10 protein-coding genes are annotated in these 16,183 nt (G+C 74.1%); 5 read left to right on the forward strand and 5 right to left on the reverse strand.

The features are described from left to right. Positions 1–15 precede the first annotated feature (15 nt). Positions 16–2,034 (reverse strand): serine/threonine-protein kinase, encoded by a 2,019-nt coding sequence (locus NQZ70_RS35955; protein WP_129578261.1) that lies wholly within the window; start codon positions 2,032–2,034, stop codon positions 16–18. A gap of 559 nt (positions 2,035–2,593) precedes the next feature. Here NQZ70_RS35955 and NQZ70_RS35960 point away from each other — a divergent pair. From NQZ70_RS35960 to NQZ70_RS35970, 3 genes are all read left to right on the forward strand, one after another. Continuing rightward, positions 2,594–7,555, forward strand: coding sequence for a hypothetical protein (locus NQZ70_RS35960; RefSeq protein ID WP_129578262.1), 4,962 nt, complete (start codon positions 2,594–2,596; stop codon positions 7,553–7,555). Positions 7,556–7,811: 256 nt separating this feature from the next. Continuing rightward, positions 7,812–8,414 carry a GNAT family N-acetyltransferase gene (locus NQZ70_RS35965; RefSeq protein ID WP_129578263.1) on the forward strand — a complete coding sequence of 201 codons (603 nt, stop codon included), beginning with the start codon at positions 7,812–7,814 and terminating at the stop codon, positions 8,412–8,414. 189 nt (positions 8,415–8,603) lie between these two features. Then, the gene (locus NQZ70_RS35970; RefSeq protein ID WP_129578264.1) at positions 8,604–9,806 is read left to right on the forward strand and encodes an MFS transporter; all 1,203 of its coding nucleotides are present in this window, start codon (positions 8,604–8,606) and stop codon (positions 9,804–9,806) included. Positions 9,807–9,849: 43 nt separating this feature from the next. Here NQZ70_RS35970 and NQZ70_RS35975 read toward each other — a convergent pair whose 3' ends face one another. Next, positions 9,850–11,085: a M14 family metallopeptidase gene (locus NQZ70_RS35975; RefSeq protein WP_129578265.1), complete on the reverse strand. Its 1,236-nt coding sequence runs from the start codon at positions 11,083–11,085 to the stop codon at positions 9,850–9,852. 80 nt (positions 11,086–11,165) lie between these two features. Between NQZ70_RS35975 and NQZ70_RS35980 the strand changes: the two genes are divergently transcribed. Both NQZ70_RS35980 and NQZ70_RS35985 read left to right on the forward strand, forming a co-directional pair. Further along, entirely contained in the window at positions 11,166–11,723 is a 558-nt protein-coding gene (locus NQZ70_RS35980) for a hypothetical protein (RefSeq protein WP_237244346.1), read from the forward strand. A gap of 73 nt (positions 11,724–11,796) precedes the next feature. Next, positions 11,797–12,393 carry a Uma2 family endonuclease gene (locus NQZ70_RS35985; protein WP_129578267.1) on the forward strand — a complete coding sequence of 199 codons (597 nt, stop codon included), beginning with the start codon at positions 11,797–11,799 and terminating at the stop codon, positions 12,391–12,393. Positions 12,394–12,471: 78 nt separating this feature from the next. Here the strand turns inward: NQZ70_RS35985 and NQZ70_RS35990 are convergent, their stop codons facing one another. The 3 genes from NQZ70_RS35990 to NQZ70_RS36000 are packed head-to-tail and all read right to left on the reverse strand — an operon-like array spanning position 12,472 to position 16,066. Continuing rightward, positions 12,472–13,374 (reverse strand): ABC transporter permease, encoded by a 903-nt coding sequence (locus NQZ70_RS35990; protein WP_129578268.1) that lies wholly within the window; start codon positions 13,372–13,374, stop codon positions 12,472–12,474. Continuing rightward, complete coding sequence (locus NQZ70_RS35995; protein ID WP_165374339.1) at positions 13,371–14,453, reverse strand: ABC transporter permease; 1,083 nt, start codon at positions 14,451–14,453, stop codon at positions 13,371–13,373. Before NQZ70_RS35995 ends, NQZ70_RS35990 begins: the two co-directional genes overlap by 4 nt. Beyond that, on the reverse strand, positions 14,450–16,066 hold the full coding sequence (locus NQZ70_RS36000) for an ABC transporter ATP-binding protein (RefSeq protein WP_129578269.1): 1,617 nt from the start codon (positions 16,064–16,066) through the stop codon (positions 14,450–14,452). The genes NQZ70_RS35995 and NQZ70_RS36000 overlap by 4 nt, the downstream gene beginning before the upstream one ends. Positions 16,067–16,183 lie beyond the last annotated feature (117 nt).

The raw sequence follows: 16,183 nt of genomic DNA on the forward strand, positions 1-16,183 counted from the left end.
GTCCGGGCGAGCGCCTCAGGAGAGCAGGCGCATCACGAGCGCCATGGCCGCCGCCGTGAGGATCATCCCCGCGACGAAGCCGATGATGAGCCCGCGCTTGCCGGCGAGCCAGCTCGGCTCGCGCGCCGGCGACGGCGCGGGCGGCGCCCCGAAATCCGGCACGGTCGCGCTGCGCTCCAGGGACGAGCGCTCCGCGGCGAGCGTCGAGGCGAGCTCGAACGGCAGCGCCTCCGCCGGGGCCGCCGGCGCGGCGCCCCCGGCCGCCCGCACCACCACGGCGGCGCTCCCGGCGCCGGCGGCGCTCGGCGCGGCGGGCGCCGGCGGGATCACCGCCTGCAGCTCGCCGGGCTGGAACGTGGGCAGCTGGCTGTCGGCCGGCGGCGGCGACGAGACCAGCCGGAGCGTGTTGGCGACGCGCTTCGGCCGCCGATCCCACGCCGCCGCGCCCGGATCGAACTGCGGGCTCTGCGGCGTCGGCGGCACCGGCGGCGTCGGCGCGGAGTCGACGCGCACCAGGCCGACCTCCGCCCGCTTCGCCGGCGTGCCCAGCCCGAAGTCCTCGGCCGAACGGAGCGTCGCCTTCACCTCGCGCCCCGGGGGCGTGTTGTCGAGCTCGTCGCCCTCGTCATGGGATGACGCCGCGTTCACGCGGACCTTCGGCGGACCGAGCAGCTCGTCGCGGCGGACCATCGTCAGCGTGCTGTCCTCGCCCCCGTCGTCGGGCGACGCGGCCAGGCCGTTCCCCGAGAGCAGCGCCTCGCTCTCGCTGTGGGACCAGGACGGGAGCTGCAGCGAGATCTCCGGCACCGACTCCCCGGCCCAGCGCTGCGGCTCGGCGCCCAGCGACGGGTACACCCCCGGCGGATCGAGCGTGGGCGGGAGCTCCAGCGCCGGCGCGTGGAGCAGCGCCGGCGGCGGCGGCCCCGCCTCGGGCCCGGCCGTGCCCGAGACGAGCGTCCTGGCCGACTCGATCGACACCTCCGGCCGCGGCTCCGGGCCGGAGATCGGCGCCGACGTCGAGCTCGGCAGCGACGTGAGCGGCGGGAGCGACGACAGCGGCCCCGGCGGCAGGTCCCGCGAGAAGAGCGAGCTCGGCTGCCGGCGCGAGATCGGCCCCAGCCCCACGGCCGTGTCGGGCAGATCGGCGAGCAAGGTGTGCAGCGCGTACCCGAGCTCGCGCGCCGTCTGGTGCCTGTCCGCCGGCTGCTTGGCGAGCGCCTTCACGATCAGGGCCTCGAGCCGGGGGTCGATCCCCGGCGCGCAGGTGCGCGGCGCCGGCACCGGCGCGTGGATGTGGAGCGTCGCCGTGTGGAGCGGCGTCTCCCCCTCGAACGGAAGCCGCCCCGTGACGAGCTGGAACAGCAGCACCCCGCACGTGTACAGATCCGCCCGCTGATCGATCGGCAGCAGCCCGCACTGCTCCGGCGACATGTAAGCCGGCGTACCGACGAACGTGCCCGCGCGCGTCACGACGGAGAGCGGATCGGCCTGGATCGAGGGCTCGTCGGCCGACGAGGCGGTGTCGAGGATCTTGGCGATCCCGAAATCCAGCACCTTGACGCGCTCGCCGTGCGGGTGCGCCGGGTCCGGGACCACCATGATGTTCTCGGGCTTGAGGTCGCGGTGCACGACGCCCATCTCGTGGGCGACGGCGAGCGCCTCGCACACCTCCGAGAGGATGCGGACCGCCCTCGCCTGGCCGATGGCGGCGCCGTGGCGCTCGAGGAGGACGTAGAGGTCGTCGCCCGAGAGCAGCTCCATCACGATGTAGCTGAGCGACCCCTCCACCCCGTACTCGAAGATCTTGACGGAGTTCGGGTGCTTCACCCGCGCCGCCGCCTTCGCCTCGCGCTGGAAGCGCCGGACGAACGCGCGGTCCGCGGTGAGCTCCGGGTTCATGATCTTGATCGCCACCCGGCGGGGCTCGGCGTCGCGCTCGGCGATGTAGACGCTGGCCATCCCGCCCTCGCCGAGGAAGCGGGTGATCGTGAACCGCCCGGCCACCCTGCGGCCGAGGAGAGCCTCATGCCTCATGCGCCCGGCACCCGCCCGCGCCTCTGGCGCTCGCTCGCCACCGCCCGGCCGCACCGCTCGCCCGCCGGCGGGCCGCCCCGCCACCCGCGCAGCAGCGCACCGCCAGCAGGGCTGTCCGCGCGCCAGCGCGACCCGCGCGCTCGATGCGAGGGGGAGTGCACGCGGCGACCATACCAAAGAACGTGTCAGGGGACGACTTGTCGGCCCCGGCGGCAGCCCGCCAGCGGACGCAGCCGCCGGCCAGCGCACGATCGGCCGTCCCGACCACCGTTCCCGACCCGCGCTCCGGAGCACCGTTCCCGACCACCGTTCCCGACCACCGCTCGCGGCCACCGTCACCCCGGAGACGGCGCCGGCCGCGGGCCCGACCGACGGCAGTTAACTCTTTAACGCCACCCCCGGTGCAAATGTGCGACAGATGCTTAACTTATCGAAAGAGCTCGCCTTCGACCGTTGGCAGCGTTCTTGCCTGGGGGGAAATGCCTCGCGCCGCGCCGGGTGCGTCGCGAAGGGCCGGCTTGTGCGTCGATCTCGACAGGCAGCTTCCGGAGGATCGTTGATGAATCGAATTTTTAGGCGCGCGGTGCTCCTCGGCACCGTCGCGCTGACCGTCGTGGGGGCGGGCTGCGCGGAGGAGCGGCAGTCCATCAGAAAGGTCCAGAGCGATGCGCTCGCCAAGTCCTTCTTCGTCGGAGGGAGCTTGGACGACATCGCCGACGACCCCGAGTTCTACATGCGGGGCACGGTCATCGACGTCGGGTACGGCGCTGCCCAAGACGGCCTCTTCACGTCCACGTACGCCCAGCCCGTCGCCCGCATCAAGTGGGAGATCACCGAGCGCCAGCTCAATGCTCGGCTCGCTTACGAGCGGATCGAGGGCACCGACGCCAAGGGCAACACCTATAACGGGCTCACCAAGAAGACGACGAACGACGGCCAGATCGTCGCGAGCTACGCCATCGAGTCGCACTTCGACATCCGCCGCGACTACAACCCGGCGACGGGCGAGGAGTCGAACGTCATCGTCGAGAACACGACGGACAGGCTCTGGCACGATCGCGAGTACATGCGCGTCGACTGGTCGCGCAACCTCGCGACCGACGCCTACAACTTCGACACCCTCTCGCAGCTCGGCCTCTACGGAGGCGTCGAGTACGAGCCGCTCGCCTACACCGTCAACGATCCCAACGCCGCCGACGCCCCGAAGTTCGACGCCGCGAACGGCTACTTCGACGTCACGACGAAGGCGTTCGCCACGCCCGCCATGCTCGACCTCTCGAGCCTCGGCTGGGGTATCGACAAGTTCCCGGCCTGCATGCTCCCGGGCGACTTCGCCGGCGGCACCGACCCGTACGGCAACTGCAACCCGGTCGAGATCACGATCCGGCAGTCGTTCAAGAAGGTGGTCGACACCGACTACGAGCCGGTCGACTTCGACGGCGTGCGGTTCCAGGCGTTCGGCATCTTCAACTTCGACTACCGCTACGGCTACGAGCGCAACTACGGGATCCTCGACAACCAGTGGCGGCGCTTCGCGGCCCGCTACAACCTCTGGAAGCGCAGCCACTTCTACGCGGACCCGGAGGCGATGGAGGGGGCGATCGCCTGCGCGACCCGGGAGACGGCCCTCCCGTCGGGCGAGCTGAACGCCGATCCGAACCGCGACGAGGACAACGACGGCACCGCCGACGAGTGCGCCGCGGCCGGCCCGGGCTCGCAGTGCGACGTGTTCAAGCAGAAGTGCACGCTGCCCTACGCGCAGCGCGAGGCGGTCGTCATCCCCTGGTACATCGGCGGCAACACGTCGGAGGACCTCTTCGAGGCGACCAACTGGGCCGCCGAGGAGTGGGATCTCGCGATGAAGACCTCGATCCAGACCTCGCGCCTGGTCGAGTGCAGGAAGACCGGCGGCGCCGACTGCGACGCGCGGTTCCCGATGTGGAAGGGCCAGCAGGACGACATCGACGAGGCCGTCGCGATCTCGCGCGACCTCAACGCGTGCCGCCGCGCGAACGGCTGGGACGCGCCGCAGTGCGACCAGGCGGCCTGGGCGGCCGTGACGAAGCTCTCGGAGCTGCGCGGCAACGACCAGGCGACGCTCGCGATCGGCAACGTCGTGACGCAGCCGCCCGTGATCGTGCTCTGCCACAACCCCGTCGTCGCGGGCGATCACCCGGCCTGCGGCGCAGAGGGGCTCTCCCCGCGCCTCGGCGACCTCCGCTACAACAGCGTCCTCATCGTCGACAAGCCGCAGACCCCGTCGCCGTGGGGCATCATGGTCGACGGCGACGACCCGATCACGGGCGAGAAGGTGGCCGCCAGCATCAACATCTGGAGCCACATCACCGACTCGGCGGCGCAGGGGCTGATCGACCTCGTCCGCTACATCAACGGCGAGATCTCGACCTCCGAGATCACCGAGGGCAAGTACATCCGCGACTGGGCGCAGGCGAGCCGCGCCTCGGGCGGCGGGACCGGGCCCACGATGACGAAGGACGAGGTCACCTCGCGGCTCGCGAGCGTCACGAAGCTCGACCCCGAGGCGTACAAGAACCTCGTCGCGCAGGGCGTCTCCCCGCAGCTCCGTGCGGTGATCGAGCCGATGAAGGCCAAGGTCGCCGACATCGCGGTGCGGAGCGACGTCCCCTCCCCGCACCAGGCGGTCGTGAGCGCGCGCATGAGGGCCGCCCGGGGCAGCCTCGCCGAGGCGGAGCTCATGAACCCGGCGATGCTCCAGCGCGCCGGCGTCCCCGCCAGCGTGCCGGTCGAGGGGCCGTTCGCCGACGCGGCGTCGCCGTTCGCGATGAACAACCCGCAGGTGCAGTCGCAGCTCCGCCGCATGCACGACAGCGCGCTCGCCGCGCGCGGCGCCTGCATCCTGCACGAGGCGCCCGAGGCCTCGGCGATGACGGGCCTCGCGGAGGCGCTGCGCGAGAAGTTCCCCGCGGGCGACAACAAGACGTCCGCGGAGCGGCGGCAGCGCTACGAGCGGATGTTCAAGTACATCCAGCGCCGCTACCAGTACGCGGTCATCGCGCACGAGATGGGGCACTCCATCGGCCTCCGGCACAACTTCGTGAGCACCTACGCCTCGCTCTTCTTCCGGCCCCAGTACTGGCAGCTCAGGACGAAGAACGGCACGATCAAGGCGCAGTGCACCGGCGAGCCGGGGGAGAACCCGGAGCAGTGCGTCGGCCCCCGCTACTTCGACGCGATCACGGACGAAGAGCAGAAGAACATGATCTGGATGTTCCAGCACTCCACGGTCATGGACTACCCGGGCGACGTCTCGCAGGACCTGGTCGGCCTCGGCGTCTACGACTTCGCCGCCGCGCGCTTCTTCTACGGCGACACGGTGAGCGTCTACGACAACGGCGACAGCAAATACCTGGCCGGCGGCAAGGTCGGCGGCGCGCTCCTCGCCGCGACCGACACCTTCGGCGGGCTCGCCGGCATCAAGTACGGCACGTACGCGAAGGGCAGCGGGAACGTCTCGGACTTCCACTACTCCCAGCTGCAGTCGCAGTACAACGTCATCCGCGACTGTTACGAGGTGGAGACGAAGGCGCCCGCGAGCTGGAACGAGGCGCTCGACGGCAAGTGGCACCAGGTCATCGACGGCGGCATCGTCACCGTCGGCAACGAGACGAAGCGCTGCCGCCAGCAGCCGGTCGACTACGTGAGCTGGAGGAACCTGCGCAAGCCGCAGGACAAGGAGACCAACATGATCTCCTTCCGCGGCGGCCCGGCGGTCGACGATCGGGGACGGGTCCGCGTGCCGTACGCGTTCGCGAGCGACAACTGGGCCGACACCGGCAACGTCTCGGTCTTCCGCCACGACAACGGCGCCGACCCGTACGAGCAGCTGATGTTCCTGATCACCTCCCAGGAGAACAGGCACATCTTCGACAACTTCCGGCGCGGCCGCACGACGTTCAACGTCCGCGCCGCGGCGGACCGGTCCTACAGCCGCTACAACGAGAAGCTCCTCGGCATCGCCGGCGGCATCGGGTTCTTCGGGACGATCTACCAGGATCTCGCGACGAACCAGGGCCTGTCGTTCGACTCGCTGTGGCCGCTCCTCATCGAGGGCAACCTGGAGGAGAACGTCATCGCCGCGACGGTGGCCTTCGACCACTTCGCCCGGCAGCTGTCCCGCCCGGAGGTGGGGCCGCACTACCTGCGCAACAGGAACGGCTTCGATCCGGGCAACCCGTGGTCCGAGTGGGGCATCCTGCGGTCGAACGACGACAGCGACGACTACGGCGCGGGCGAGGACTTCAGCGGCTTCGGCGGCCAGGCCAACACCGACGTGCTGGTGCAGATCCCGAACGGCTCGACCGGCTACTTCAAGGACATCGGGTTCGGCGGTCACCCGCTCGCGAACAAGAACTCGGAGGACAACGGCGACTTCGACACCGACTTCACGATCAACGCGGGTAGCTACTACGACAAGATCAACACGGCGATCCTGCTCTCCGAGTCGGAGGACCGGTTCGTGAGCAGCTCGCGCCGCGACTTCTACGACGCCCGCTTCCGCGCGGTCGGCATGGCCGACGTGCTGCCCGAGGGCTACCGCCGCCTGCTCGCCAACGCCCTCACCGGCGACCGCGCGCTCCTCGCGCCTCGCATCGAGGCCGACGCGAACGGCTTCCCGGTGGTCAGCGCGGACAGCAAGGATCCCGACCCGCTGGCGACGCAGTACCCGGCGCGGCCGATGGGCTGGATCAGCTGGTGGCCGAACGAGGGGCCGAAGGTCTGCTTCCCGAGCGACGGGAAGAACCTCTGCTCGAACTACATCGGCGGCGACTTCAACCCGGAGACCGTCACCCGCACCATCGCGGTCGATCCGCAGGTCGGCTGGGAGGTGCAGAAGTTCCTGATCGCCTGGACGCTCGCGTACATCCCCGCGAACGGCAAGACGAACTGGACGGACATGATGCGCATCTACCGGCTCGGCACCGACGCCGAGCCCGGGATCGAGCAGCGCATCGAGTGGCAGGACCCGACGTCCGGGCAGATCTACTACGCCCGCACGTACGGCATGGAATGCCTCTTCGGGACCGGCAAGGACAGGGCGACCTGCAAGGACTCCGGCGGCAAGTGGGTGCAGAAGGGCATCGCGGCGCGCGTGCTCGAATACGCCAACGACCTCACGTCGAAGGGGTACCAGCTCGATCCGTCGTATGAAGGCGCCGCGCCCGGGGATCCCGCGTACGCCGCCGACTACGGCCCGGGCTTCAACAAGTACGGTCGCGCGATGGTCATGCACCACCCGGACGGCGCCGCGATCATCGTCCAGGATCCCGCGGTCAAGGACTTGAACGCGAACAGCGGTCAGCTGGAGGCCGTGAAGCCGTGCGACCAGAACATCAACCCGAACTGCGCGCAGCTCACCATCTACAAGAACCACTACGCGTACGAGCTGAAGAGCTACAAGTCGGTGCCAGACTACATGCTCCAGATGATGGTCCAGCTCGGCGTCGCCGTTCCTGATCAGCTGGGCGTGTACCCCGACTGATCCGCGCCTCGCCGCGCCGGGGGCCCCGCGCCGGGGCCCCCGCGCTCCCCTCCTCCTCTCTCCCCCTCCAGCACCAGCGACCCGAGCGCGCGGGCGCTCCGCGATCCCCGCGGGCGCCGTGACCCGCGCGGCCGTCGCCGGCCGTCGGGCCGGGCGAGCCCGCGGTCGCTCGGCCCCGCCCCGCGCGCGGCGGCTTCGAGGTCGCGCCGGCGCCGCGGCGGCATTACGCTCCCCGAAGCGCAGCGCGCGCCACGGCATGGACGCCCCCCCCGCCCTCCCCGCCATCGCCCCGGCGCAGCTCTCGGACGCGCGGGCCTTCATGACCTACCTCGTCGAGCACATGGCCGAGTCCGGCCGCCGCGGCGCGCCCCATTTCGCCGTCGTGACATCGCTCGCGCCCGACGAGGTCGAGAAGGGCGCGCGCGACCGCTGGAGCAAGGCGCTCGACGAGCCGCTCTGGGGGCGGGCCTGGCTGCTCCGGTCGACCGAGCCGCGGGCGCGCGTCATCGGGCACATCGAGCTGCGCGGCGGCCGGGTCTGGTCCGAGAGCCACCGCGCCGTCGTCGCGATGGGCATCCTCGGCCCCTACACCGGGCAGGGCCACGGCCGGCGCCTGCTCGAGACGGCGATCGCCTGGGCGCGCGACAAGGCGGGCCTCTCGTACCTGGATCTCGGCGTCTTCTCCAACAACGAGCGCGCCATGCGGCTCTACACGCGGATGGGCTTCGTCCCGATCGGCACCCGCCACGACGCGTTCCGGGTGGGCGACGCCATCCTGGACGACATCCAGATGACGCTCGCGCTCCGCGCCCCCGACGCGCGTCCGGACGCGCGCGCGGCCAGGCCCGCCGGGCGCTGATCCCGGCGCGGGCGGCGCCGGCGACGGCGCGCCGGCCGGGCTGTGCCGCCGGGGCGCGCTGGAGGGTACCCACCGCGGCGCAGATGGGTCATGAGGAGACCGCCGCCCGGGCGCCCGTCGGCCGGCCCGGCCACCTCGGCGCGGATCGCCCGCGGTCCTCGCCGCCGTCCATCGCCACCGAAAGCCACCATGCGCCGTTCGCCGCTCCTGCCGATCTTCCTGACCGTCTTCGTCGATGTCCTCGGCCTCACGCTCGTGCTGCCGCTGCTCCCGTTCTACGCCGAGCACTTCGGCGCCAGCGAGCTCGTGGTCGGCGTGCTCGCGGCGAGCTACGCGGTCTGCCAGCTCGTGTCCGGGCCGATCCTCGGGCGGATCTCCGACCGGGTGGGCCGCAAGCCAACGCTGCTCGCGAGCCAGACCGGCACGTTCTTCGGGTTCCTCGTGATCGGCTCGGCGAGCTCGCTGTGGATGCTCTTCGTCGGGAGGATCATCGACGGCCTCACGGCCGGGAACCTGACGATCGCGCAGGCGTACATCAGCGACGTGACCCGGCCGGAGGAGCGCACCAGGGCGTTCGGCCTGATCGGCATCGCCTTCGGCTCGGGGTTCCTGCTCGGCCCGGCGATCACCGGCGAGCTCGCGAGCCGGTTCGGCTACGGCGCCCCGGCCTACGGCGCGGCGGCGCTGTCGCTGACGTCGATCCTCCTGACGGCCACGCTGCTGCCGGCGAAGCCGATCGTGCCGGCGGCCTCGCCCGAGGCGGCCGCGGCCGAGCCCGCCCGCGCGTCGGCGATCGGCCGCGGCGACGCCTTCCGCCGCCTGTTCGACCGGCCGCTCCCGCGCCGCCGGCTGCTCGAGTTCTTCGCCTTCACGCTCTCGTTCTCGACGCTCATCGGCGGCTTCGCGCTGTTCCTCGAGCGGCGCTTCGCGTTCGGCGTCAAGGAGACGGGCTACCTCTACGCGTTCTCCGGCCTCATCGGCGGGAGCATCCAGGGCGGCGCGATCGGCCGGCTGGCCAAGCGGTACGGCGAGGAGCGGCTCGCGCTGATCGGCTTCGGCACGATGGTGATCGGCTACGGCCTGCTCGGCGTGGCGTACGCGCTGCCCACGCTGCTCGTGCTCGTGGGGATCGGGGCGTTCGGCTCGGCGGTGGTGCGGCCGGCCGTCACCACGCTGCTCACGAAGAGCGTCGGCCGCGACGAGCAGGGCGCGGCGCTCGGCGTGAGCCAGTCGCTGGCGAGCATCTCGCAGATCGTGGGCCCCATCGGCGCCGGGTGGCTGATCGAGCACCGGGCGCTCTCGGCCTACGGCCTCATGGCGGCGGGCTTCGCCGCCGTCGGCGTCCTCCTCGGCCTGCAGAAGCTCCCCGTCGGCGAGCCGGTCGAGTCCTGAGGGCGCGCGCCTGCGCCTGAGCGAGCCGCCCCGCGCGGCGCGCTCAGGCGCGCGCCCCCTTCACGAAGGGCAGCACGGCCTCGACGAGCGGCGGCGTGGCGTCGTCGAGCTTCAGGGGGTTGTACCAGGCGAACGGCTCGACGAGCCGCGACGGGCGCAGGCCGAGCCTGCCGCGCGAGCACTCGACGAGGAGCGACAGCGCCCCGTGGCGGTCGTGGAGCCAGTCGATCTCCAGGCCCGCCCTGCGGATGCCCCAGGCGAAGCGGACGTAGGACATGGCGCGGTACGGCCTGCGGCCCGCGGCGCGCGCGACACTCCGGGCGAAGGCGCGGTGCTCGGCGGCGTCGGCCACGGGCCAGAGGCTGTGCGCCGGCGGGTACAGCACGGCGCCGCCGGCGCTGTGCAGCGACAGGGCGCGGTCGATCCGGCGCGAGGACAGCGCGTGCGCGATCGCCTCGACCTCCGGCTCGCTGGCGGGGCGGCTGCCGGGCGAGACGGCGAGCCCGATGAGGCGCTGCACGAGGCCGCGCTCGTACCACCCGGCGTCGAAGTTCCGGTTGAGGTCGACGCCCCGGGCGTTGCCGCGCACGTAGCGGTGGCGCCCGGCGCGGAGGTTCATCTCGACGCGCAGGAGCCCGTCGGGGTTCACGATCGGGACGGCGAAGATCGATCGGCCGCCGAGGTCCTCGGTCGCGAGGCGCTCGAGCAGCGCGAGGTTCGCCTCGATGCCGATCCACTCGAGGGGGTGGATGCCGGACAGGATCACCGTGGTCCGCCCGCGCGGCCCGGCGCCCGCGGCGCGGCGCGGATCGTGCGGGCCGGCGCCCGCGGCGCCGCGCGGGTCGAGCGGCCCGGCGCGCCCGGCCAGCTCCGCCGCGGCGGCGTCGTTCGCCGGCGGCTCGTCCGCGCCCCCCGGCGCGTCGTCGCCGCCGACGTGGGCGCCCCGGGGCGGCGCGCCGTTCGCGAAGCGCCGCCCGCCGTGGGAGAGCAGCGCTGGGCGACCTACACCCGGCCGGTCGCCGCCGTCACCGGGCGGGCGGGCGGCGCCGATGTGGACGGCGAGCAGCGGCTCGCCGCGGATCGAGCGGCCGATCAGGGAGAGCTGCGCCCCCCGATCGGCGAGCCGCTCGATCGCCTCGAGGAGCTCGCCGTAGCCGCGGTAGGGGCCGAGGCCGCGGCGAGCGAGCTGGCGCGAGAGGGGCGCGCGGCGATGTACAAAGAGGGCCGCCCTCAGGGCGGCCCGGCCTTGCTCTTCCGACGCCGGATCGGACTTCGGCATGCAGGGCTCACCTTTAGCCTAGATGACATGCACTATAGAGCACGGGTCGCGCCTTCGCGCGATCCGGACCAGGCTGAGCCGTGATTATCGTGGCAGCGGGCGCGCCGATGGAATTCGATGTCAACGGGTGGGCGGAGGGACGTATCGAGCTCGCGCCGCCTGGCCAGGGCTGGTCGCTGCTGTCGCCGGAGCCCGAGGCGCGGATCGACGAGCACCGCTGGGCGCACCAGGCGCGCGTCTTCTTCGGCGCGGAGCTCACGCTCGCGCAGAAGAAGGCGTATCCGTCGGGGGCCACGCCGATGGCCGACGCCGTGGAGGTCGACGTCGCCCGGTCCGGCGGCGCGCCGAGCCGGGTGCTCGTGCTGACGGTGCCGCTGGATCGCGCGCCTCTCCTGCGGGCGGCGGCCGCCGCGGGGGTGCGGGCGATCGGCGGGCGCGGGTTCGACGCGCTGATCGCGCGGGCGCGGCGGGCCTGGCAGGTGCGCGAGCCGCCGGTCGCCGGCGGCGACGCGCGGGCGCCGCTGGTCGTGACGGCGATCCTCGCGGCCGTGCTGCTCGCGCCCGTGGTGCCGCCCGGCGAGGCGACGATCTTCGGGGTGAAGGGGGCGCGGGAGCGGCTGCAGCGGCTCGGCTGGTGACGAGGCGGCGCCGGGCGGTCGTTCTGTGGAGCGCGCGCCGCTCCGCTGGGGTAAATTTTCCTCGAGGCTGCCCATGGAACTCGCACCCAGGCTCGTCCGCCCGGCGACGCTCGCCGACCTGGAGGCGCTGCCGCCGACGTGGCGGGGCGAGATCCTCGACGACACGCTCTACGCGTTCCCTCGCCCGCGCGCGCCGCACGCGAGCGTCGAGGGGCTGATCACGACCGACCTGACGAACCCGTTCCAGCGGGGGCGCGGCGGCCCCGGCGGCTGGTGGATCCTCCCCGAGCCGAGCATCCAGCTGCCCCGCGCGCCGGAGATCTCGCCCGACGTCGCGGGCTTCCGCCGCGAGCGCCTCCCGACGCTCCCCGTCAAGGGGCCGATCACCCTCGTGCCGGACTGGGTCTGCGAGATCCTCTCGCCGAGCACGGCGAGCTACGATCAGATCGTCAAGCGCCGCTTCTACATGAAGATCGGCGTCCCGCACATCTGGTACGTCGACCCGCGCGACCGGACGCTCCTCGTGGCCCAGCACGTCGACGGCAAGTGGATGGAGCTCGGCCTCCACGGCGCGGACGAGACGGTGCGCGCCGCGCCGTTCGACGCGGTCGAGATCGAGCTCTCCGCCTGGTGGGAGGGCATCGAGCCGGAGAAGGTCGCGGATCCGTAGCGGCGCCGCGACGGAGGTCGACGAGGTCACGGCGCGGCGCGCTCGCCCGGCGCGGCGCCGCGACGGAGGTCGACGAGGTCACGGCGCGGCGCGCTCGCCCGGCGCGGCGCCGCGGCGCGCCGCGAGCCCCAGCGCCACGAGCGTCGCGACGTACGGCAGGAGCTGCGCGAGATCGGCCGCGCGCGACGCCCCGCGCGCCGCGGACTGGAGCGCGATCTGCAGGGCCTCCAGCGCGCCGAACAGGAGGCACGCGAGCGCCGCGCGGCCGGCGCGCAGGCCGCTCACGACGACCGCCGCGAGCGCGATGAAGCCGCGGCCGTTCGACATGCCGGCGTCGAAGCGGTGCTGGTCGTAGGCGAGGTGCGCGCCGCCGAGCGCGCAGAGGGCGCCGGACAGCGCGAGCGCGGCGCAGCGGACGCGGGTCACGGGGACGCCCGCGGCCGCCGCGGCGGCCGGATCCTCGCCGGCGGCGCGCACCCGGAGCCCGAAGCGGGTGCGCGCGAGGAGGAGCGGCGTCGCCGCGATCGCGAGCGCCGCCGCGAGGACGACCGGATCGAGGAGCACGCGCGCGAGCAGCGCCGCGCCGCTCCGCCCGGTCGGGCCTGCGCGGAAGCCCTCGATCGGGGGCGAGCTCGTGGCGCTGCCGTAGAGCCCGCGCAGGAGGAGGCGCGTCCCCGCGTAGGCGAGCAGGTTGAGCGCGATGCCGCTGACGACGGCGTGCACGCGGGCGCGCTCGACGATCAGGGCGTGGCCGAGCGAGAGGGCGGCGCCCGCGGCGAGCGCGGCGGCGAGGCCGGCCGCCGCGCTGCCGCTCGCGTGGGCGACCGCCACCGCGGCGAACGCGCCGGCGAGCAGCACCCCCTCGAGGCCGATCTGGACGACGCCCGCGCGCTCGGCCCAGATGCCGCCGAGCGCCGCGCACGCGTACGGCGCGGAGATCCGCAGCGCCTCGGCGAGCAGGACGAGCGCGGGCGAGCTCACGCCGGCGCCCCCTCGGGGCGGCCCGCGCGCTCGCCGCTCCTGGCCGCGGCGGCGACGAGGACGATGGCGAGCGCCTCGAGCACGTCCATCGCCTCCTTCGGCACGCGCGCGTTGATGGCGAGGCCGGCCTGCTCGAGGGTGCCGAACAGCACGGCCGCGAGCACGAGCCCGACCGGCGTCCCGCGGCCGAGCAGCGCGACCGGGATCCCGGAGAAGCCCGCGCCCGCGCCGAGGCCGAGCTCGTAGTACCCCTTGTACCCGAGCGTGGTCGCGGTCATGGCGGCCCCGGCCACGGCGCCGGAGGCGAGCAGCGCCGCGAGGCGCCGGCGCGGCACGTCGATGCCCTCCGCGCGCGCCGCCTCGGCCGACTGCCCGACGAAGCGCATCTCGCGGCCCGCGCGGGTCCGCGACAGCGCGCGGTGCGCCGCGAACGCGAGCGCCACGGCGAGGGGGAAGGCGACGCTCGCGGCGCTGCCGCGCAGCGCGGGGACGAGCCGGTCGAGCCGCGGCAGCGTGGCCGCGGGGATGGCGTCGGCGGTGCGCATCGCGGCCCTGCCGAGGACCGACGCGAGCAGCCACGGCGCGAGCGCGTCGGCGACGCGGTTCATCATGATCCCGCTGATGATCTCGTGGGCGCCGAGGCGCGCGCGCAGGAGCGCGGGGACGAGCGCGACGGCGGCGCCCGCGGCCATGGCGCACGCGATCGACGCCGGGACGGCGACGGCCCACGGCGTGCCCGGAGGGAGCCGGGCCGCGACGACGGCGCCGGCGAGGCTCGCCATCGCGAGCTGCCCCTCGGCGCCGATGTTGAAGAGGCCCGCGCGGAGCGCGATGGAAAAGGCGAGCCCGGTGAAGAGGAGCGGCGTCGCCTTGAAGAGCACCTGACCGACGCCGTACGGGGTGCCCCACGTGCCCTCGAAGGCGCGGCGCAGGATCGGCGCGGGCGCCTCGCCGAAGCCGAACGAGATGAGGTTCAGGGCGAGGAGGATGCCGCCGAGCACGAGCGCCGCCGGGAGGGCGGCCCCGCGGAGCTCGCGCAGCCCGCTCCGGAGGCGCGCGGCCCCGCGGGCGGGGCTCACGCCGCCTCCAGGCCGAGCATCGCGCGCCCGATCTCCTCGTCGGAGCACGAGGGCGGGAGGGTCGCGACGATCCTGCCCTTCCGCATCACGAAGAGCCGGTGACAGAGCCGCCGGAGCTCGCCGAGGTCCGCGCTGATCACGAGGACCGCGAGCCCCGCCGCGGCGGCCTCGGCGATGGCCGCGTGGATCACCGCGGCGGCGCCGACGTCGACCCCCCGGGTCGGCTGGGCGAGGACCGCGGCCGCGCGGCGCGGCGCCCGGGTCGCCGCGCCCGGGCCGGGCGCCGCCGGGGCGACGCGATCGAGCGCGCGCGCGACGACGATCTTCTGCTGGTTGCCGCCGGAGAGCTCGCCCGCGAGGCGCGACGGATCGGGCGGCTCGACGCCGAAGCGGGCGATGCGGCGCGCGACGAGGGCCGCCTCGGCGTCGCGGCCGCGCGCGCCGCGCGGGAGCTCGCCGAGGTCGCCGAGGACGAGGTTGTCGCCGACCGAGGCGCCGAGGAGCACGCCCTCGGCGTGGCGGTCCTCGTGCACCACGCCGAGCCGCGCCCGGCGCGCGCGGATGTCCCACGAGGAGAGGTCGACGCCGCCGACGGCGACGCGGCCGGCCGCGCGCGGCTCCAGCCCGGCGAGGGCGCGCACGAGCTCGCGCTGGCCGTTGCCCTCGACGCCCGCGACGCCGGCGATCTCCCCCGCGCGCACCGTGAGGGTCACGCCGTCGAGCAGGCGCCGCCCGCCGGCGCCGGTCAGGGTCAGCCCGGCGACCTCGAGCGCCGCCGGCGCGCCCTCGCCGAGCGGCGGCCGCTCGACCCGCGGCGGCGGCTCGCCGCCCATGATCGCGCGGGTGAGCTCTCCTTCGGCGCCGTCGCCCCCGGCCTCGGCGGACCGGCCCGCCGCGGGCCGCGACAGCGCGACCTGCCCGCGGCGCATCACGGTGACGTGGTCCGCGAACCGGATCACCTCGTCGAGCCGGTGGGTCACGACCGCGACCGTGCGGCCCTCGCGCGCGAGGCGCCGGAGGGTCGCGTACAGCCCGTCGGCCTCGATCGGGGAGAGCACGGCCGTCGGCTCGTCGAGCAGGATCGCCCGGGCGCCGCGGTAGAGGACCCGCAGGATCTCGAGCTTCTGCCGCTCGCCCACGGTGAGCGCGGAGGTCGCCGCGTCGAGCGGGATCGAGAGCCCGGCGGCGCGCATGAGGGCGCCGGCGCGGGCGCGGGCGGCGGCGAGGTCGAGCCGCCCGCCGCCGCGCGTGGGCTCGCAGCCGAGCACGACGTTCTCGAGCGCAAGGAAGCTCCCGACGAGCATGAAGTGCTGGTGGACCATCCCCACGCCGCGGCGGGCGGCCTCGGCCGGCGTCGCCGGTTGGAGCGGGGCGCCGTCGACGCGGACGGCGCCGGCGTCGGGCGCGAGCACGCCGGCCGCGAGCTTGAGGAGCGTGGACTTGCCGGCGCCGTTCTCGCCGACGATGGCGTGGATCGCGCCGGGGGCGAGCCGGAGCGAGGCGCCGCGCACGGCGACGTGCGCGCCGTAGCGGAGGATCACGCCGTCGAGCTCGATCACCGCGCCGCCAGGGAAAGGCGGCGCGGGCACGCCCGAGGCCGGCGGCTCCGTCACGGCGCGGGGCTCCGGGGCGAGGGCGGCGGGGCGGAGGTGAGGGGTGGGCGACGCTGGGCGGCCACGCCGGCGATCAAGGGCCCGCGCCGGCGTGGCACCAGTCGCGCCGGCGCTGCT

This window comes from Sorangium sp. So ce836 (assembly GCF_028553905.1).
Lineage (GTDB): Bacteria > Myxococcota_A > Polyangia > Polyangiales > Polyangiaceae > Sorangium > Sorangium cellulosum_D.